Source organism: Thalassospira lucentensis MCCC 1A00383 = DSM 14000 (genome assembly GCF_000421265.1).
Taxonomy (GTDB): Bacteria; Pseudomonadota; Alphaproteobacteria; order Rhodospirillales; family Thalassospiraceae; genus Thalassospira; species Thalassospira lucentensis.
In genome coordinates, this window is the sequence record NZ_ATWN01000003.1 from 324,482 (window position 1) to 343,400 (window position 18,919).

Sequence of the window (18,919 nt, forward strand, 5' to 3'; positions counted from 1 at the left end):
GATGTCTGTGTGGCAGGCAAAAGTTGCAACATTGTTCCCGGAAATGTTTCCGGGCGTTCTGGGTCAGTCCTTGGCTGGCCGGGCGCTCAAAAACGGGATCTGGTCGCTTGATGTCAAAGACATCCGCGATCATGCAACCGACCGCCACCGCACTGTAGACGACAATCCTTTTGGGGGCGGGGCCGGTATGGTCATGCGCCCGGATATTGTCGACGCCGCCCTGTTGGAATTGCGTGCATCTGCACCGCAGTTACCGCTGATTTACCTCAGCCCGCGGGGGAAAGTGCTGAACCAGAAACGTTGCCGTGAATTGGCAATGGGTCCGGGTGCCATCCTGCTTTGCGGTCGTTACGAAGGTATCGACCAACGGGTTCTGGATGAACATCAGGCCGAAGAGGTCAGCATCGGTGATTACATCCTCATGGGCGGCGAACTGCCGGCCATGGTCCTGATTGAATCGTGCATTCGCCTGATCGAGGGAACGGTCAATACGACCGCCTCCGTTGATGAGGAAAGCTTTGAAACCGGGTTGCTTGAATATCCGCATTACACGCGCCCGGCCAATTGGAACGGGCGTGACGTGCCGGAGATTTTGCTTTCCGGTCATCATGCCAAGGTACAAGCCTGGCGGCATGCTCAGGCAGAAGAAATTACCCGTGAGCGGCGACCCGACCTTTGGGACGCGTATGTTGCAAACGGGCACATCAAAGAGGGTTAAACCATGACCAATATCATCCAGCAGCTCGAGACCGAGCAGCTCGACAAAATCGCTGCAAAGCGCGAAGTCCCGGAATTCGACGCAGGTGATACCATTCGTGTACACCTGAAAGTCATTGAAGGTACCCGCGAGCGTATCCAGATGTTCGAAGGCGTATGCATTGCGCGTAAGAACCGCGGCCTGAACTCTTCCTTCACCGTGCGTAAAATCGCATCGGGCGAAGGTGTTGAGCGCGTATTCCAGAACTACTCCCCGGCCATCGACAAAATCGAAGTCGTTCGCCGCGGTGACGTTCGTCGCGCAAAACTTTACTACCTTCGTGGTCGTACCGGTAAATCTGCACGTATCGCCGAGCAGACCACCGGCCACAAAGGCAAACTGACCGCCGCAGAACGCACCAAAAACAAGAAGTAATTCTTGGCGTTCCGATGTGTCGGAATAATAAGCGGGCTCACCTTCGGGTGGGCCCGTTTTATTTTATCAGACCCACGGGCAAATCCGACCTGATGACGTGCCTGATGACGTGATCACCTGAAAGCCAAAGAACTCCGGACCGGCTACCAAGTGATCAAGCACACAGAAATACATCCTATGCGTGCATTATACCGAATCGCATGATTTCCACCCGATTTCCCAATGTCCGCAGAAACCATACGATATTTTCATCAGCTTTCATTATATCAGATATCCCTTACCTATCAGGATTCTGTCGCATTTAGCTACTATGGGATGCTGTTTTTCCCACGACTCTATTTAAGGGTGTGCCACACGGAAAAACACCCGCCCGGCGGCTTGCGATTTAAGGACCGAGGTGTATAAAGGCACTCCCGCGGCAAAAACGATCAAACCCGCGCGGTTCTGGATAATAATATTTCGCAAGCCGGGATAAACCCGGATGCCCGGAGGAACAGGCGACCAAGCGCGCCAAACCGTATCGCACCCCACGGGTGTTATTCGGTCGAAATCCCCGGTTTAATGTCCGATCTGCGTACCAAAGTCTGATCGTCGCTGCATATGAGATCGATTTTAAGAGGAGGTCGAGATGGGTGCGCCTAAAACCCTTTTTGACAAGATTTGGGAAAGCCATGTGGTCGACACGCAGGATGATGGAACCTGCCTGATTTATATTGACCGTCATCTTGTCCATGAAGTGACCAGCCCGCAGGCCTTTGAAGGCCTTCGCAATACCGGTCGCAAAGTGCGCCATCCTGAATTGACCCTTGCCGTGCCCGATCACAACGTTCCGACGTCTGATCGCTCCGAAGGCATCAAGGAAGAAGACAGCCGCATTCAGGTTGAAACCCTTGATAAAAATGCTGCCGACACCGGCATTCATTACTTCCCGATGTCTGACCTGCGTCAGGGCATTGTCCATATTGTCGGCCCCGAAGAAGGCTTCACCCTTCCTGGTGTGACGATGGTTTGCGGTGACTCGCACACCTCCACCCATGGTGCATTCGGCGCACTAGCCTTTGGCATCGGCACGTCCGAAGTCGAACATGTTCTCGCCACCCAGACGCTGGTTCAAAAACCGGCAAAGAACATGCTGGTCAAGGTAGAAGGTGATCTGCATCCCGGCGTGACCGCCAAGGACATCACCCTTGCCATTATCGGCCGCATCGGTACTGCTGGCGGCACCGGTTATGTCATCGAATATGCCGGTTCTGCCATCCGCGCCCTGTCGGTCGAAGGCCGCATGACGGTTTGCAACATGTCGATCGAAGGTGGCGCACGCGCTGGCCTGATCGCACCGGATGAAAAAACCTTTGAGTACATCAAAGGCCGTCCGATGGCCCCAAAGGGTGCCGCATACGAACAAGCCGTCGAATACTGGAAGACGCTGCCGTCTGACGAAGGTGCGCATTACGACAAGATTGTCGAAATGGATGCCGCCGACATCGTCCCGCAGGTCACTTGGGGCACAAGCCCGGAAGACGTCGTTGCGGTCACCGGCAAAGTCCCGGCACCAACGGATTCGTCCGATCCGGGCAAACAAAAAGCCATTGCCCGTTCGCTGGAATACATGGGTCTGACCGCCGGAACGCCGATCGAAGACATCAAGATTGACCGTGTCTTTATCGGGTCCTGCACCAACGGTCGTATCGAAGATCTGCGTGCTGTTGCCGTTGTCGCCAAGGGCCGTAAGGTTTGCGAAACAGTCAATGCCATGATCGTCCCGGGTTCTGGTCTGGTCAAAGAACAGGCCGAAGCCGAAGGCCTGCATGAAATCTTTATCGAGGCTGGTTTTGACTGGCGCGAACCGGGTTGTTCGATGTGTCTGGCGATGAACCCGGACCGTCTGGAACCGGGTGAGCGTTGTGCATCAACCTCGAACCGTAACTTCGAAGGCCGTCAGGGCCGTGGGGGTCGTACCCATCTGGTCAGCCCGGCGATGGCAGCAGCGGCTGCGATCACCGGTCATCTGACTGACATTCGTAAACTCGGTTAAGAACAGGTTCCCATGGCAGAACAGGCCCACATCAATTTTCGTGAAAGCGCCCCCCGACTGGGACGCGCCCCGGTGCTCGAACATCTGTTGCCGCAACTCACAGGCATTAACCTGCCCGATTTTGTCGCACAGGAAATTGACGCAACCGAAGAATTGATCGAAGCACTTGGTCTCGCCTGGGAAACCGGAAGCAAGGGATAAGACAATGGATAAATTCAACACACTGACCGGCGTCGCCGCTCCGCTGCCGATGATCAATGTCGATACCGACATGATCATTCCCAAACAGTTTCTCAAAACCATCAAGCGGTCCGGCCTTGGCAAGAACCTGTTTGATGAAATGCGCTTCGATGACAATGGCAACGAAATCCCTGATTTCGTTCTGAATAAGCCAGCCTATCGCAAAGCACAGATTCTGGTATCGGGTGACAACTTTGGCTGCGGCTCTTCGCGTGAACACGCCCCGTGGTCGCTGCTTGATTTTGGCATTCGCTGCGTGATCGCGCCAAGCTTTGCCGACATCTTCTATAACAACTGCTTTAAGAACGGCATCCTTCCGATCCGTCTGCCGCACGAAGATGTCGACAAGCTGATGTCCGATGCCGAACGTGGTTCCAACGCCACCGTGACCATTGACCTTGAAAAACAGGAAATCACCGGTCCGGACGGCGGCTGCATCAAGTTTGAAGTCGAAGCCTTCCGCAAGCATTGCCTGCTCAATGGCCTTGATGACATCGGACTGACCTTGCAAAAGGGCGACGCCATCAACGCATTCGAAGCCAAGCGTGCTGCAAGCCAGCCTTGGCTGTCGCTGTAATTCAAAAAGGGGTGGCAAGCCCGATGTTTGCCGCCCCTTTTTTATCTCTACGGGGTGAATGGCCCCGATATATTCTGGGAAGGATTCATTTATGACCATCACCAAAAAAGTATTGATGCTGCCGGGCGACGGTATCGGCCCGGAAGTCATGCGTCAGGTTCAGCGCGTCATGGACTGGATGGCGAAAAAGCGCGACGTAAATTTCGAAACCACCGAAGGCCTGATCGGCGGTGCTTCGATTGATGCGCATAACAATCCACTGACCGACGAAACGCTTGCCAAAGCCATGGCCGCAGACGCCGTTCTACTTGGCGCTGTTGGTGGTCCGAAATGGGATGATATTCCGTTTGATATCAAACCGGAACGCGGTCTTTTGAAAATCCGCAAGGAAATGGGCTTGTTTGCCAACCTGCGCCCCGCCCTTGTGTTTGACGCGCTTGTCGGTGCATCAACGCTTAAGGAAGACATCGTTAAGGGTCTTGATATCATGATCCTGCGCGAACTGACCGGCGGCATCTATTTCGGTCAGCCACGTGGCATCGAAGAACGCGATGGCGTTCGCTTTGGCTTTAACACGCTGGTCTATTCCGAACCCGAAGTCGAACGCATTGCCCGCGTTGCCTTTGACATGGCGATGAAACGCAACAAGCGCATGTGTTCTGTTGATAAGGCCAACGTTCTCGAATCAACCGTTCTGTGGCGTGAAGTTGTCGAACGCGTTGCCAAAGACTTCCCGGAAGTCGAGGTCAGCCACATGTATGTCGATAACGCCGCCATGCAGCTGGTTCGTAACCCAAAACAGTTCGACGTGATGGTCACCACCAACATGTTTGGCGACATTCTTTCTGATTGTGCGGCCATGTTGACCGGCTCGCTCGGTATGTTGCCGTCCGCGTCCCTTGGTGCGGCCGATGACACCGGTGCGCGCAAAGCCCTTTACGAGCCGGTACACGGTTCCGCCCCGGACATCGCCGGTCAGGACATCGCCAACCCGCTGGCCACCATCCTGTCGTTTGCCATGATGCTGCGCTACTCGTTTGACATGGGTGATGACGCAACCATGATCGAAACAGCTGTTCAGAACGTGCTGAAAGGTGGTCTGCGCACCGCCGACATCATGCAGCCCGGCATGGCCAAAGTTTCGACCACGGTGATGGGCGAAGCCCTGATCAACGAACTCGACAAAATGGCCTGATCAACCGATCAAATTGCCACGATGATACCCACGGGCCGGGCTACTTTGTAGTCCGGCCCGTTTGCTTTCCTGTTCCTTAGGGTGGGTTGACACCGCATCGCGCACGCCAGAAGGTGTTGAAATACAATCATCCAAATAATGCATCTTCAAACGCACCCAGGCAGGGCCACATGAGCAAAACTAAAATCATTATTGGCGGCGTTGCTGTCGTTGCAATCGCGGCCACCGCTGCGCATTTTGCCGCCCCTTCTTTCTTTGAAAATCAGTTCCGCAGCTACCTGACCAATCCCAGATCAGAACTGCACGGCGAATTCGATAACTTCGCACTCTCGCTGTTTGGCGGCACCATGTCGGCAACCGATGTGTCGCTGCGCACCGCCGACGGCGCCACCATCACCGGAGATACCGTAAAGTTCGAACAGGTCAATTGGCTGACGCTGCTGAATGCCAATCCGTTTGGCGATACTCTGGCGGGATCGGTCACCGTGGACAACGGACAGATCGAAAACAAAGACGCGCGTCTATCGTCCCCGGCACCATCCTTAATTGATCTTCGCATTATCCAAAAGGATGGCGCCATTCACTATGCTGCCAAGGCTGCCGAACTGCCTGGCGTTCACGTCGAAGACGGCTTGGGCCGCACGGCAAAGGCCGATCTGATCGCCCTTGATGATATTACCGAAAGCCGACTTGGGGGATTAACCTTACAAAACCTTAGTCTGGTGCTTCCGTCTGAAAAACAAAGCCTTTCTATTGAAACAGCTTCTTTTTCAGATTGTGACGTCACCCAATCGTTCGAAACAGCCTTCGACTTATCTGAAAAGCCTTTCGATCTTTGCTCTGCCCTGTCGGGAACCGGCGTGCTGCTTGAACGGGCTAACAAAGAAAAAATCACCCTCTCCAGCTTTGCCTTTGATGGTCTGAGTTCATCTGGTGCACAGGCCATCAGCCTGACCGAAGTGACAGCCTCCAAAGACGACAAACCGCAAATCAGCTTTGGCGAAATTGCGCTGACCAATTTGAAACAATCCATTCGCTCTGACGCATTTGATAGCAACAATAAATTGGATGCCCGCGAATGGCAGCATCTGATTGATAACCTGTCGGTCGATGCTTTCTCTGTCACCGAAATGTCGAGTTCTCAGGACGAATTTACCACCAAACTTGGCAGCGTTGCCGTCAACGGCCTGAAAGACGGCGAGGTTGCTAAACTGGCAGTTTCAGATTTTCAGTTCGACCTGATGGACCATAAAGACAAGCCGGTTTTCAAACTTGGCCATTTCGAAATATCGAAAGTGTCTTTAAGCCGTATGCAACAAATTGTTGAAATGTACGGCACCCCGACAAGCAACGATCCGATGGCACAGATCGAAAAGGCTCAAAACCAGACACTTGGTGATCTTGGCGTTCTGCTGTCACCGATGGTCTATGAAAGCTTCCTGGTGTCCGACCTTTCGCTGTCAGGCAACACTGATGCCAACAAGAACCTTAAGTTTGGCATTGATCGTGCGTCGGCCAGCATCGGTGATCCCGTCCGTTTTGACGGAAACGGCACCACCTTTGCCAAAAAGGGCCGCAGCGCCGTTCAGGGAATGTATATCGAACTTCCCAACACCTCCCCGGTGAAAGACCTGATCGCCAGTATGACCGGCCTCGAAAACTTTGACCGTCTCAGTCTCAATGGCAAAATCAATGTCACGTGGGATGATCAAAGCGGTGTCTATACCTACGACATCGAGGAAACATCCATCGACGATATTGGCAGCATAAGTCTTTCAGCAAGTGTTGGTAATCTGACACCTGAAATCATGGGCGAACTGAATTCAACCCGCCTTGATCAGACCGAAAAACTACGCCAAATCGCTTTGACCAAAACAAGCTTCAATGCTGCCCGTCTTGAGGTTCAAGGTGAAAAACTGGTGAAAATATTCCTCAGGCTGGCGGCACAGGGCAATGGCCAAACCGCCGAGGACTTGCAACTGGTTGGCGCAATGGTCCTGATGCAAACGCAGGAAAAGTTCGCACAGTATCCTCGCCTGTCAAATGCACTGACCGAGCTTGTCGATTGGTTTAGCAATCCACAGCACCTGATCGTCACATTGGCACCCGATGCACCTGTTCCGTTTGGCGTACTGGCCGCGGGCGGCATGCAACCACCTGCGACAGCCGATCTTTTGGGGCTGACCATTCAGGCCAATGAGAACGCAAAATAGGCGTTTCGAAAATAGACTTTTGCAAAGGCCGGGTTAAATTCCGGCCTTTGTATTTGGAACGGCAACGGCCACCTTATGACGGATCATCGGGGCAAAAAGAGCCAGTTTGTCCGGATTGCGGTGCACAAAAACATCAACCAGCAAACCATCACGTTCTGATGCGCTGATTGCGGTGACAACCTCGGCACCTTCATACATCAAAAGCCAGCATTCGCGTTGATTGGTCACATAACAAATTCGGGCATCCGGGCTGCGTTTGCCCCAGACACCGGCAAAGAAGCGCGCAACGTTATCATTGCCAAAGACAGGATTAAGGGCGGCTGATGCCTTGCCCCCGCCATCGGAATGCATGATCACATCCGGGGCCAACTGGCTCATCAATTGCCCAACATCCCCCAGACTAAGGGCATTGATAAACGCTTCGATTTTCGACTGGTCACAGGCTTTTGCCGCAACAAAGGGTGTCGGATCCCGATCATTTTCACGCGCCATCTTGCGCCGGGCACGAAACAGGATCTGACGGGTATTGTTGGCTGTGCGTTCAATCACCGGGGCAATATCGTCATGGGTCCAGTCAAATACTTCGTGTAAAACAAGCGCAATCCGTTCAACCGGTGCCAGCCGTTCGAGCATCAGCAAATACGCCTGACCCAGACCATCCTGTTCGATCAGCATTTTTTCGGCTTGGGGTTGTTCGGGCGGCAACCACGGTTCGGGCAGCCATTGTCCGACATAGTTTTCGCGTTGCCGTCGGGCAGACTTCAAAACGTCCAGACAGATATTGCTGCAGACCCGCACCAGCCATCCGGTAGCATCCCTGATCACGTCATGATCCTGTACGCGCCACCGCAACCAAACGTCCTGCACCGCGTCCTCGGCATCGGCATGACTGCCCAGCATACGATAGGACAGGGCCATTAAACGGGGTCGATGTGCCTCGAAAATCTGATCTGCCATCTTGGGTCCATCAAACGCATGAAGCGATACGGGAAAATCCCGTATCGCCGATATGAATGTCATTTTGCCCCAAAGGGGACGGGGATGCAAAGGCGCAGGGTCACCCCCGCCCTCAGGATTTGCGCAAACCGATTTACGCAAATTCATGCTGCGCAATGCCCAACCGGTTCCAGGCATTCATGGTTGATATGATGCAGGTAAGTTCCGAAACTTCGTCTTCTTCGAAATGTTCAAGCAACGCACGGTGACTTTGCGAAATGCGCGACTGACTCTCGACCTTGGTCAGGCATTCCGCCCAGTCAAGCGCCGCACGCTCCCCATCATCAAAGCCCTTTGAACTGCGCCACAGTGGCAGCATCGCAAGTTTGACCGGGTCGCCACCTTGCTCGCCATAGCTTTTTGAATGCATCCTGAGGCAATGGGCACATTCGTTGATGTGCGATACACGGCATTCGATCAAGCTGCGCAGTGCGGGCGAAATTTTCGCGTCTTCCGCAAGTTTGCTCGCAAGCTCAAACATGGCCTCAAACAGTTTCGGGCTGGTTTTGGGAAATGCGAAACGGCTCATGATGGTGCTCCTTGAAAACAGCAGTGAATTCGGCGGGCAAAATGCCCTTTCTGCAAACAAGGACGAAACAAGGGCGGGCCGTGTTACACAGCCCGCCCAATTATTTTCACAAGGATCAATTTTTCTAAACCTGACGCCTGTTAGCGTTAGATAACGCCAGCTTCTTTCAGCCCATCGGCCACCGCCTCATGCATCACCCATGTCCAGTCTTCACCGTCCGTAGGCTTCCCATCTGCAAGGGTAAAGATCGCGGCCAGATAATCACTGACATCGCTGTCACACATTGGAAGTCCCGCCGCCTCGGATATCTTGCGTGCCAACCGGCCATATTTCTTATTGCCAATCCGGGCACCGAAATGCCCCACCGTCTGGGCCAACTTCAATCCGCTAATCTCACGGCCCGGTGCATTGGCGTGGACCCGCAGCATATCGCGTTCACAGCTCGATATCTCGATAGATGCAAGTGCATTGACGTAATCTTCCACCTGACCAATATGGGGCGCATCGACGGTATTCGTGTCAACGGTCCGGTCCGTGCCGTCGTCCCAGTTCAAGACTTTCAACATGTCGTTTCCTCCCGACAAAATGACCGGTTTAGAACCGTTTGCATGCGCCACATCTGACGTGCCGGTCGATCACGCGATGTGTATCTTTTTGGGCAACAATGCCATTTCTTGTTTTATCGCCTTTGGTGTTCCCCAATTTTTCGGGGTTCATCACCGATATTTTGCATATGGGGATTAAAATCAAACGGGGCGGGGAACTTTTGCTCCCCGCCCCGTCACATTACGCGTAGTCAAAACCCGGCTTGGTAAAGACGAACTGGCCGACCCGCATGCCACCGCCGCCCTCTGCCTCGTCAAAGGCATTGATGCAACCTGCCAGATAAAACTCCCACATACGTTTGAATTCTGTGTCGTATTTTTCCGGATCAAGCTGATCGGCCACATCGCGAAACCGGTCGCGCCATGCCATCAACGTCTGGGCATAGTTGCGCCCGGGATGGAAATGCGATGCGTCCACCCTCAGACTGGCATGTTCGGCCGCTTCGATCACTTCATGTACCGCCGGGATATATCCGCCGGGGAAAATATATCGATCAATCCACGGCGAGGTAAATTCGGCACGTGGCTTGATAATCGTGTGGATCACCGCCCGACCACCTGTTTTCAGAAGCTCACCAACCTTCTCGAAATAGGTTTTGAACTGATGGCGGCCAACATGCTCAAACATGCCTACCGATACCACCCGGTCGTATTTTCCGGCATTGGCATCGGCAAAGACCCGATAATCAAGAAGATGGTAATCAAGGCCGCTGCTGGCATTGTCGTCCATCTCCAGTCGTTTTTGTTGCGCCCAGTTAAATTGCTCGGTCGACAACGTAATGCCATGCACTTCGGCCCCGGTTTCACGACGAATGAAACGGCTTAAGCCGCCCCAGCCACAGCCGATATCAACCACCCGCAATCCCGGTTCATTGATCTTCAAACGCTGGGTCGTCAGGCTCATTTTCCGGTGTTGGGCTTCTTCAAGTGTTTGCGCGCCATCATCCCAGAACGCACAGGAATACTGCATGTCCGGGTCAAGGAAACGGGTATAAAGGTCATTGCCAATGTCATAATGATGACGCACCCGGCGTGATGCCGCCTTGATGCTGGTAAACTGGGCAATCTGGAATTTCAGGGCCTGCAGTTTTTCAATGAAACTGCCAAACCCGTTGGCGGAATGACCGCCTTCGAAATTCAGGCGCAACACTTTGATCAGGTCTTCCAGTTCGCCCGAAACAAGATCAAACCCACTGCGCATGAACGCTTCGCCAAAACCGGGATCGGGAGTTAACGCCATTTTCAGCGTATTACCCCAGTCAGGTATGGTCATGGCGGCTTTTGGTTCCTGGCCGTCACCCAGAACCACTTCGTGTCTGTCATCAACGCGGAATATCAATGTTCCGCGCGTAACATGTTCCCGAAAGAAATCGAGAACCTTTTTTTGTGTCCAATCCAAATTCATCGGGTACGTCATCGCCCTTCCTTCTGTAAAAGTCGGAAAATTGATCGCCCCATGCGCAGTGCCACCCGCGCATACATACCAGCCCCGAAATCAGGCCTGACCCTAGATTAGGCAAAATCCTAAATCAGGATCATGTCTTAAAGACGTTCGGAAGGAAGCCAGAACATGACACCACATGACAGGCACACCGCGTTACGCCCATGCCAAAAGCAGAAATCAACCAAGCAGGACGCCGAACGATTCTGATCTCGGGTTCAGTACGTGAACCCCGTAATAATTCTGCCAGAATTTTCTACGATCTCAAGTAGTAATCGTAGCTGCCCTGCCAAGGATACGCTTGCGCAATTGCCCCGAAAGCCTTACATCTCGCCGCAGATCATCGAAAACTATCCACAGGTATGTTTCTCGCGCCGTTTGCCCGGTCTTATGGGTCCCATAGGGTCAAATATTGGGGGCGCGACATACCATACAGACTGAAAAGAGGCATCTGATGGGCTATAAAATCGCTGTTGTCGGTGCGACTGGTAATGTCGGGCGTGAAATGCTCAACACCCTTGCCGAACGCAACTTCCCGGCTGACGAAATCTTTGCGCTGGCATCTTCAAAATCCATCGGCCGCACGGTTTCCTATGGCGATGACACCGATCTCAGCGTTCTGGATTCTGCGACCTTTGATTTTTCCAAGGTTGATATCGCACTGTTTTCCGCTGGTGGTGAAGCGGCCAAGAAATTGGCGCCAAAGGCTGCCGAAGCCGGGTGTGTCGTGATTGACAATTCCAGCTACTGGCGCATGGAACCGGGCGTGCCACTCGTCGTGCCCGAGGTCAATGGCGCAGCACTTTCGGGCTACGCCAAAAAGAACATCATTGCCAACCCGAACTGCTCAACCATCCAGATGGTCATGGCACTTAAACCGCTGCAGGACATCGCCCCGATCAAACGCATCGTGGTGTCGACCTATCAGTCGGTATCGGGTGCGGGCCGGGCTGCCATGGACGAACTGTTCAATCAGACCAAGGGCATTTATGTGAACGATCTTCCGCAAAAGGAAGAATTCACCAAGCAGATCGCCTTTAACGTCATTCCCCATATCGATACCTTCATGGATGATGGTGCCACCCGCGAAGAATGGAAAATGGCGGTCGAGACGCGCAAAATCATGGCCCCGGCCGAAATTGCCGTTCACGCCACCTGTGTCCGTGTCCCGGTCTTTGTTGGTCATGGCGAAGCGGTGAACATCGAATTTGATGGCCCGATCACCGTCGAAGAAGCCCGCAAGGCGATGAAAGCCTTCCCTGGCGTTTCGGTGGTCGATTACCGTCAGGACGAAGGATATGTCACCCCGCAGGAAGTGCAGGGCGAGGACAATGTCTTTATCTCGCGCGTGCGCAAGGACCCGACGGTTGAAAACGGTCTGTCGCTGTGGTGTGTCGGGGACAACCTGCGCAAAGGGGCGGCCCTTAACGCGGTTCAGATCGCCGAAGCACTGGTCGCAGAATACCTGCCAAAGAAATAACGTTTCACGTCTTTCCACGATACAAAACCCGCCTTCTCGAAGGCGGGTTTTGTCGTTTATGAAATCAAACATGCTGGTCAGATGCGCAAAAAGGCGCTAGGCAATCAGTCTAAGGGATGGAAAATTCCACCGCCTGCCCGGCACGTTACGAAGAAAAATAATTTCGGGGAAATCGGATGGTTAAACGCACACGCAAGGAAGCCGCACGTCTGGACGAAGCCGCCCGCGCGGGTTGGCTGTACTATTGTGCTGGCAATACACAGGACGAAATCGCCACTAAACTTGGCGTCTCGCGCCCGACCGCACAGCGTCTTGTGTCGGCAGCCATCAGCGAAGGTCTGGTCAAGGTCCGCCTTGATCATCCGATTGCGCATTGCATGGAACTGGGCAAGGCGATTTGTGAAAAATACGATCTTGCCGCCTGTGACGTTGTCCCGACTGACCCTGCCGCCCCCGAGGCGATGTTTGGCATGGCGCAGGCCGCGGCCACCTACCTTGAACGCGCCCTGCAATCACCAGATCCGCAAATCATAGCACTGGGTACCGGGCGTGCCATGCGCGCCATGGTCGATGAGGTTGGCCGGATTGATGGCCGCCACCATAAGATCGTCTCGCTTGTCGGCACCATTGCCCATGATGGTGCTGCCAGTTTCTATGACGCGGTGATCGACCTTGCCGACCGCACCCGCGCACCGCATTATCCCTTGCCGATTCCGGTCATCATCGAAGACCCGCAAATGCGTCAACGCATGCAGCAACAACCCCCGATGGATAATATCCTCAAACTCGCCGCCGAGGCCGACATTCGTTTTATCGGGGTCGGGCATCTTGGCGATGACGCGCCGCTTCATATTGACGGCTTCATCAGCAAGGATGAACTGATGTCGCTGCGCAAAAGTGGCGGCATTGGCGAAGTCATCAGCTGGTCGTTTGATCAGGATGGCACCATCCTTGACCATGCGGTCAATCATTGCGTTACCAGTGCCCCGGCCCAGTCGCCGACCACCAATACCATCGCGGTTGCCAAGGGCACGAAAAAGGTCAAAGCGATTCGCGGTGCGATGCGCGGCAAACTGATCTCGACCCTGATCACCGACGAAGCCACCGCAGAATCTTTATTGCAGTAGCATCCGCAACAACCCTCGAAGAACCAAGACCCATCCCCCCTGTCAACCCGTTTGGCAGGGGTTGTTTTTGTGCACCGCAAGAACGATTTAATTTGACAAGAGACCCAGTAATTGAGTGAATGCTCATCACCTGAACAAATGATCAATACGAGCAAGAATTTGCTTACCGGGTACATAGTCCTTTAGGGAGGAAACATGAAACGCGTTATGGGAGCCGCGCTTTGCGCGCTACTAGCAGGCGGTGTTGCATTCACCGCCAATGCCGAAACCAAACTGACCATCGCAACCGTCAACAACGGTGACATGATCCGCATGCAGAAGCTGACGGATGATTTCACCTCGCAGAATCCTGATATTTCGCTTGAGTGGGTCACCCTCGAAGAAAACACCCTGCGTCAGCGCGTCACCACCGACATCGCCACCAAGGGCGGTCAGTATGACATCATGACCATTGGCACCTACGAAGTGCCGATCTGGGCTGAAAAAGGCTGGCTGGCACCGCTTGATAATCTCGGCACCGACTATGACGTCGACGATCTGATGCCTGCCATCCGGGCTGCCGTCTCCAAGGATGATGCGCTTTATGCTGCACCGTTCTACGGCGAAAGCTCGATGATGATGTACCGCAAGGATCTGTTCGAGAAAGCCGGTATTGAAGTCAACGGTCGCCTGACCTGGGATCAGACCCTTGATATCGCCAAAAAGTTGCATGACCCGGACAACGGCGTCTATGGCATCTGCCTGCGCGGCAAAGCTGGCTGGGGCGAAAACATGGCGCTGATCTCGACCATGGGCAATGCCTATGGCGCACGCTGGTTTGACGAAGAATGGAACCCGACCTTCGACGGGCCGGAATGGAAAGCCGCCCTGGACATGTATACCAACATCCTTGGTAACTACGGTCCTCCGGGGGCAACATCGAACGGGTTTAACGAAAACCTGTCGCTGTTCAACTCCGGCAAATGCGGCATGTGGATTGATGCAACCGTCGCAGCATCCTTTGTCACCAACCCCAAAGAATCCAAAGTTGCCGATCAGGTTGCCTTCACCGAGGCCCCCTGTGCTGTAACCTGCACCGGTGCCAACTGGCTCTGGGCTTGGAACCTTGGCATTCCGATGGGCTCCCAAAACGTCGAAGCGGCTCAGAAATTCATCGCCTGGGCAACATCCAAGGAATATCTCGAACTGGTTGCCTCCAAAGAAGGTTGGGCAAACGTTCCCCCGGGAACCCGTATTTCGCTGTATGAAAACCCGAAATATCTTGAGGCTGCACCCTTTGCAGACGAGACGCTTCTCGCCATCGACAGCGCAGATCCGATCAACTCGACCCTCAAACCGAAACCCTATGTTGGTGTTCAGTTCGCCGCGATCCCGGAATTCCAGGGTATCGGTACGACTGTAGGCCAGCAGTTCTCGGCAGCTCTTGCCGGTCAGTCCACGGTTGAAGAGGCCCTTTCGGCCGCACAAGCCAGCACCGACCGCACCATGCGCAAAGCCGGTTACTACTGATGCACCACAGGTCGGATTTCAGATCATCGCACATCATGAAATGACATCCGGCCTGACCTCCTTGACCTGATGAACTTGGGGTGGCGGCCACAGAGCAACTTGCTCTAACACCGCCACCCTCTTTCCATCCGGATCGGGACATCAACATCAATTTCGGGGAGCACATCATGTCGACACGTGCCTCGACCCTTACCGGGCGCATCATGTCCGCGCCATCGATCATCGTCCTGTTCTTATGGATGGCCGTCCCGCTGGGCATGACAATTTACTTTTCCTTCCTGCGCTACAATCTGTTGTCGCCAGGCACGGAAGAATGGATCGGCACTCTCAATTACGAATTTTTCCTGACCGACCCGGCGTTCTTTGCTTCCCTTGCAAACACGCTGCTGCTTGTCGGTTCGGTTCTGGTCATCACCGTGATTGGTGGCATCCTGCTGGGATTGCTGCTCGATCAACCGATTTTTGGTCGCGGCATCCTGCGGCTTTTGGTGATTGCGCCGTTCTTCATCATGCCGACCGTCAATGCACTGGTCTGGAAAAACCTTTTGATGGACCCGGTTTCGGGGATGTTTGCCTGGCTTGCCAGTTTACTCGGCCTGCCTGCAATTGACTGGTTTACCAATGCGCCGCTGACATCCATCATCATCATGGTGTCATGGCAATGGCTGCCCTTTGCCGTGCTGATCCTTCTGACAGCGCTTCAGTCGCTTGACCGCGACCAAAAGGAAGCCGCCCAGATGGATGGTGCCGGTCCGGTATCGATCTTTTTCTATATTACCCTGCCCCACCTCAGCCGCGCGATTACCGTGGTTGTGCTGATTGAAACCATCTTCTTGCTGACTGTCTTTGCCGAAATCTTTGTCACCACAGGTGGTGGCCCGGGTCTGGCAACGACCAACATTGCGTTCCTTGTCTATACACAAGCACTGTTGCAGTACGACGTTGGCGGCGCATCAGCCGGCGGCATTGTCGCGGTCATTCTGGCCAATATCGTGGCGATCTTCCTGATCCGCCTCATCGGCAAGAACCTGGATAATTAGGGGCGCGATATGGAAAAGAAACAAACACCTCTTGGCTATATCAGCTTCTCGGCCTTTGCCTGGGTTGTCGGCCTTTTGATTTTCTTCCCGATCTTCTGGATGGTTTTAACCAGTTTCAAAAGCGAACTTGAAGCCGTCAGCATTCCGCCAAGCTTCATCTCCTTTGACTGGACGCTTGAAAACTATGTCGAGGTTCAGGAACGGTCGAACTATTTCAAGTTCGCCATGAACTCCGTCATTCTTGCGGTCGGCTCCACATTGGTTGGCTTGGTCTTTGCTGTCACCTGCGCATGGGCCATGGCCTTTAATCCGACCAAACGCACCAAGGACGCGCTTCTCTGGATGCTGTCGACCAAGATGATGCCACCCGTTGGCGTCCTTGTGCCGATCTATCTGATGTTTCGCGACTGGGGGCTGCTTGATACCCGGTTTGGTCTGATCATGGTTCTGTTTTTGATGAACCTGCCGATCATGGTCTGGATGCTCTACACCTACTTTAAGGAAATCCCGACCGACATTCTCGAAGCCGCCCGCATGGATGGCGCAACCCTGCCCAAGGAAATCATCTTTGTGCTGTTGCCCATGGCCCTGCCCGGCATTGCATCGACCATGCTCTTGAATGTGATCCTTGCCTGGAACGAAGCCTTTTGGACACTCAATCTGACAACGTCCGATGCGGCACCGCTGACAGCTTTCATTGCCTCGTACTCAAGCCCCGAAGGGCTGTTCTGGGCAAAGCTTTCAGCCGCTTCAACTCTGGCAGTTGCACCAATTCTTGTCATTGGCTGGTTCTCGCAGAAACAGCTGGTTCGTGGTCTGACATTTGGCGCGGTCAAGTAACCGCTGCCCTATTGAAATCTAGAAAGAAGGAACACCGCAATGGGTGCTATCCGACTGGAGAAAGTCAAGAAAACCTTCGGAACGCTGGATGTGATTCCGGGTGTCGATCTTGATATCAATGATGGTGAGTTTGTCGTCTTTGTCGGCCCGTCGGGCTGTGGCAAATCAACCTTGCTGCGCCTGATTGCCGGGCTTGAAGATGTCACCGACGGTAAAATCATGATTGATGGTATCGACGTTGCCAACGAAGCCCCGGCCAAGCGCGGCCTGTCGATGGTCTTTCAGTCCTATGCGCTTTATCCGCATATGACCGTTTTTAACAACATTGCCTTTGGCCTGAAAATGGCCGGTGAAAGCAAGGAAGTTATCAACGAGAAAGTCCAGAGTGCGGCCAAAATCCTCAATCTGACCGACTATCTCGAACGGCGCCCCGGTGCCCTTTCGGGTGGTCAGCGTCAACGCGTTGCCATTGGCCGTGCGATTGTCCGGAACCCGGCTGCCTTCCTGTTTGATGAACCGCTTTCAAACCTTGATGCCGCCCTTCGCGTCAACATGCGTCTTGAAATCACCGGTCTGCATCAGGACCTCAAAACCACGATGATCTATGTCACCCATGATCAGGTCGAAGCCATGACCATGGCCGACAAAATCGTCGTGTTGCAGGCTGGCCGTGTCGAGCAAGTCGGCAAACCGATGGATCTTTACAGCAAACCGGCCAACAAATTTGTCGCCGGTTTCATCGGCTCGCCGAAAATGAACTTCCTGGGCGGCGAACTGGCGGCAAAACATGGTTGTCATGAAATCGGCGTTCGCCCTGAACACCTCGTGGTCAGCACCGAAAGCGGTGTGATCCCGGCCACGGTCAAAATCGCCGAACACTTGGGGGCGGAAACATACCTCCATGTCCAATCGGATGAATTTGGCGCGATGACAGTGCGGGCAACCGGCGAAATGCCACTCAGCGGGAATGACAAAATCTTCCTCACCCCGGAACAGGACCGCATCCATCGTTTTGACGCCCATGGTCTGGCCCTTGGATAATTTCTAAACCGTGCACACCGGGTCGCAATGCCGCACACGCGTTGCGATCCCGCCTTACCAAATCAAGAAAACTGTGAGACCCAAATGTATCTTAAAAAGTTCGATCTTACCGGTCGCCGTGCCTATGTCACGGGCGGCGGTCGTGCAATCGGCCTGTCCTGCTGTGAAGCACTGGCAGAAGCAGGCGCACATGTCATCATTGGCGATATCAGCGAAGCTGTCGCCGAAGAAGGCCGTGATTACCTGAAATCCAAAGGGTACTCCGCCGACATCGACATCATGGATGTCACCAACACCGATCAGGTCCGTGCCAGTGCCGAAAAAATGGCCAAGCAGGGCGGCATCGACATTCTTGTCAATAACGCCGGCATCGCACGGTCGGAAACCCCGGCCGAAAACGTTGCGGATGAACATTGGCTCAATGTCGTTGACGTCAATCTGAACGGCACATTCTGGTGCTGCCGCGAATTTGGCAAGCAGATGCTGGCTAAGAAAAATGGCGTCATCGTCAATGTCGGCTCGATGTCGGGCGTCATTGTCAACAAGCCACAGGAACAGGCCTATTACAACGCATCCAAGGCGGCTGTGCATCAGTTGACCAAATCGCTGGCGGCTGAATGGGGCGGACGCGGCGTGCGCGTCAATGCGGTTGCACCGACCTATATCGCAACCCCGCTGAATGAATTTGTGAAATCCAAGCCGGAAATGTATGACGCATGGATCAATGGCACCCCGATGGCCCGCTTGGGCGAGACCGATGAAATCGGGTCGGTTGTGCTGTTCCTTGCCTCAGACGCATCCAGCTTGATGACCGGATCCATCGTTCTGGCTGATGGGGGTTACACCTGCTGGTAAGGCCAGGTGGAACTGTTGACTGCAATGTCCTGAAGCAAGGACCTGTACTCGTTGTGGTCAGGCT

At 53.9% G+C, this 18,919-nt stretch carries 18 protein-coding genes; 14 read left to right on the top strand and 4 right to left on the bottom strand.

Annotation, left to right across the window (positions count from 1 at the left end):
* Position 1: 1 nt before the first annotated feature.
* From trmD to K355_RS0108285, 7 genes are all read left to right on the top strand, one after another.
* A complete protein-coding gene (trmD, locus tag K355_RS0108255) occupies positions 2–718 on the top strand; it encodes a tRNA (guanosine(37)-N1)-methyltransferase TrmD (RefSeq protein WP_022731653.1) in 717 nt (238 codons plus the stop codon).
* Between the two features lie 3 nt (positions 719–721).
* Entirely contained in the window at positions 722–1,132 is a 411-nt protein-coding gene (gene rplS / locus K355_RS0108260; protein WP_022731654.1) for a 50S ribosomal protein L19, read from the top strand.
* A 628-nt stretch (positions 1,133–1,760) separates the two neighbouring features.
* On the top strand, positions 1,761–3,167 hold the full coding sequence (leuC, locus tag K355_RS0108265; protein ID WP_022731655.1) for a 3-isopropylmalate dehydratase large subunit: 1,407 nt from the start codon (positions 1,761–1,763) through the stop codon (positions 3,165–3,167).
* Positions 3,168–3,179: 12 nt separating this feature from the next.
* Positions 3,180–3,368 (top strand): hypothetical protein, encoded by a 189-nt coding sequence (locus K355_RS0108270; RefSeq protein WP_022731656.1) that lies wholly within the window; start codon positions 3,180–3,182, stop codon positions 3,366–3,368.
* 4 nt (positions 3,369–3,372) lie between these two features.
* Entirely contained in the window at positions 3,373–3,984 is a 612-nt protein-coding gene (leuD, locus tag K355_RS0108275; RefSeq protein WP_022731657.1) for a 3-isopropylmalate dehydratase small subunit, read from the top strand.
* A gap of 91 nt (positions 3,985–4,075) precedes the next feature.
* Complete coding sequence (leuB, locus tag K355_RS0108280; protein WP_022731658.1) at positions 4,076–5,179, top strand: 3-isopropylmalate dehydrogenase; 1,104 nt, start codon at positions 4,076–4,078, stop codon at positions 5,177–5,179.
* 170 nt (positions 5,180–5,349) lie between these two features.
* The gene (locus tag K355_RS0108285) at positions 5,350–7,392 is read left to right on the top strand and encodes a hypothetical protein (protein WP_022731659.1); all 2,043 of its coding nucleotides are present in this window, start codon (positions 5,350–5,352) and stop codon (positions 7,390–7,392) included.
* Positions 7,393–7,425: 33 nt separating this feature from the next.
* Here the strand turns inward: K355_RS0108285 and sigJ are convergent, their stop codons facing one another.
* From sigJ to K355_RS0108310, 4 genes are all read right to left on the bottom strand, one after another.
* Positions 7,426–8,349 (bottom strand): RNA polymerase sigma factor SigJ, encoded by a 924-nt coding sequence (gene sigJ, locus K355_RS0108290; protein WP_033368751.1) that lies wholly within the window; start codon positions 8,347–8,349, stop codon positions 7,426–7,428.
* Between the two features lie 133 nt (positions 8,350–8,482).
* The gene (locus tag K355_RS0108295) at positions 8,483–8,917 is read right to left on the bottom strand and encodes a carboxymuconolactone decarboxylase family protein (protein ID WP_022731661.1); all 435 of its coding nucleotides are present in this window, start codon (positions 8,915–8,917) and stop codon (positions 8,483–8,485) included.
* A 146-nt stretch (positions 8,918–9,063) separates the two neighbouring features.
* Positions 9,064–9,483 (bottom strand): hypothetical protein, encoded by a 420-nt coding sequence (locus K355_RS0108300; RefSeq protein WP_022731662.1) that lies wholly within the window; start codon positions 9,481–9,483, stop codon positions 9,064–9,066.
* Positions 9,484–9,703: 220 nt separating this feature from the next.
* A complete protein-coding gene (locus K355_RS0108310; RefSeq protein WP_028791450.1) occupies positions 9,704–10,927 on the bottom strand; it encodes an SAM-dependent methyltransferase in 1,224 nt (407 codons plus the stop codon).
* A 490-nt stretch (positions 10,928–11,417) separates the two neighbouring features.
* Here K355_RS0108310 and K355_RS0108315 point away from each other — a divergent pair, with 490 nt between their 5' ends.
* The 7 genes from K355_RS0108315 to K355_RS0108345 all read left to right on the top strand — a co-directional run bounded on the left by K355_RS0108315 (position 11,418) and on the right by K355_RS0108345 (position 18,855).
* On the top strand, positions 11,418–12,443 hold the full coding sequence (locus K355_RS0108315) for an aspartate-semialdehyde dehydrogenase (protein WP_022731665.1): 1,026 nt from the start codon (positions 11,418–11,420) through the stop codon (positions 12,441–12,443).
* A gap of 176 nt (positions 12,444–12,619) precedes the next feature.
* On the top strand, positions 12,620–13,570 hold the full coding sequence (locus K355_RS0108320) for a sugar-binding transcriptional regulator (protein WP_022731666.1): 951 nt from the start codon (positions 12,620–12,622) through the stop codon (positions 13,568–13,570).
* A gap of 195 nt (positions 13,571–13,765) precedes the next feature.
* On the top strand, positions 13,766–15,079 hold the full coding sequence (locus tag K355_RS0108325; protein WP_022731667.1) for an ABC transporter substrate-binding protein: 1,314 nt from the start codon (positions 13,766–13,768) through the stop codon (positions 15,077–15,079).
* A 167-nt stretch (positions 15,080–15,246) separates the two neighbouring features.
* Complete coding sequence (locus K355_RS0108330) at positions 15,247–16,119, top strand: carbohydrate ABC transporter permease (protein WP_022731668.1); 873 nt, start codon at positions 15,247–15,249, stop codon at positions 16,117–16,119.
* Between the two features lie 9 nt (positions 16,120–16,128).
* Positions 16,129–16,959, top strand: a complete 831-nt coding sequence (locus tag K355_RS0108335) for a carbohydrate ABC transporter permease (protein ID WP_022731669.1) — start codon at positions 16,129–16,131, stop codon at positions 16,957–16,959.
* 39 nt (positions 16,960–16,998) lie between these two features.
* Positions 16,999–18,000, top strand: coding sequence for an ABC transporter ATP-binding protein (locus tag K355_RS0108340; protein WP_022731670.1), 1,002 nt, complete (start codon positions 16,999–17,001; stop codon positions 17,998–18,000).
* Between the two features lie 84 nt (positions 18,001–18,084).
* Complete coding sequence (locus tag K355_RS0108345) at positions 18,085–18,855, top strand: SDR family NAD(P)-dependent oxidoreductase (RefSeq protein ID WP_022731671.1); 771 nt, start codon at positions 18,085–18,087, stop codon at positions 18,853–18,855.
* Positions 18,856–18,919: the final 64 nt, after the last annotated feature.

Bases quoted from the DNA above. Each gene is read 5' to 3' on its own strand.
- trmD (WP_022731653.1), top strand. From the start codon at position 2: ATGTCTGTGTGGCAGGCAAAAGTTGCAACATTGTTCCCGGAAATGTTT.
- rplS (WP_022731654.1), top strand. From the start codon at position 722: ATGACCAATATCATCCAGCAGCTCGAGACCGAGCAGCTCGACAAAATC.
- leuC (WP_022731655.1), top strand. From the start codon at position 1,761: ATGGGTGCGCCTAAAACCCTTTTTGACAAGATTTGGGAAAGCCATGTG.
- K355_RS0108270 (WP_022731656.1), top strand. From the start codon at position 3,180: ATGGCAGAACAGGCCCACATCAATTTTCGTGAAAGCGCCCCCCGACTG.
- leuD (WP_022731657.1), top strand. From the start codon at position 3,373: ATGGATAAATTCAACACACTGACCGGCGTCGCCGCTCCGCTGCCGATG.
- leuB (WP_022731658.1), top strand. From the start codon at position 4,076: ATGACCATCACCAAAAAAGTATTGATGCTGCCGGGCGACGGTATCGGC.
- K355_RS0108285 (WP_022731659.1), top strand. From the start codon at position 5,350: ATGAGCAAAACTAAAATCATTATTGGCGGCGTTGCTGTCGTTGCAATC.
- sigJ (WP_033368751.1), bottom strand. From the start codon at position 8,349: ATGGCAGATCAGATTTTCGAGGCACATCGACCCCGTTTAATGGCCCTG.
- K355_RS0108295 (WP_022731661.1), bottom strand. From the start codon at position 8,917: ATGAGCCGTTTCGCATTTCCCAAAACCAGCCCGAAACTGTTTGAGGCC.
- K355_RS0108300 (WP_022731662.1), bottom strand. From the start codon at position 9,483: ATGTTGAAAGTCTTGAACTGGGACGACGGCACGGACCGGACCGTTGAC.
- K355_RS0108310 (WP_028791450.1), bottom strand. From the start codon at position 10,927: ATGAATTTGGATTGGACACAAAAAAAGGTTCTCGATTTCTTTCGGGAA.
- K355_RS0108315 (WP_022731665.1), top strand. From the start codon at position 11,418: ATGGGCTATAAAATCGCTGTTGTCGGTGCGACTGGTAATGTCGGGCGT.
- K355_RS0108320 (WP_022731666.1), top strand. From the start codon at position 12,620: ATGGTTAAACGCACACGCAAGGAAGCCGCACGTCTGGACGAAGCCGCC.
- K355_RS0108325 (WP_022731667.1), top strand. From the start codon at position 13,766: ATGAAACGCGTTATGGGAGCCGCGCTTTGCGCGCTACTAGCAGGCGGT.
- K355_RS0108330 (WP_022731668.1), top strand. From the start codon at position 15,247: ATGTCGACACGTGCCTCGACCCTTACCGGGCGCATCATGTCCGCGCCA.
- K355_RS0108335 (WP_022731669.1), top strand. From the start codon at position 16,129: ATGGAAAAGAAACAAACACCTCTTGGCTATATCAGCTTCTCGGCCTTT.
- K355_RS0108340 (WP_022731670.1), top strand. From the start codon at position 16,999: ATGGGTGCTATCCGACTGGAGAAAGTCAAGAAAACCTTCGGAACGCTG.
- K355_RS0108345 (WP_022731671.1), top strand. From the start codon at position 18,085: ATGTATCTTAAAAAGTTCGATCTTACCGGTCGCCGTGCCTATGTCACG.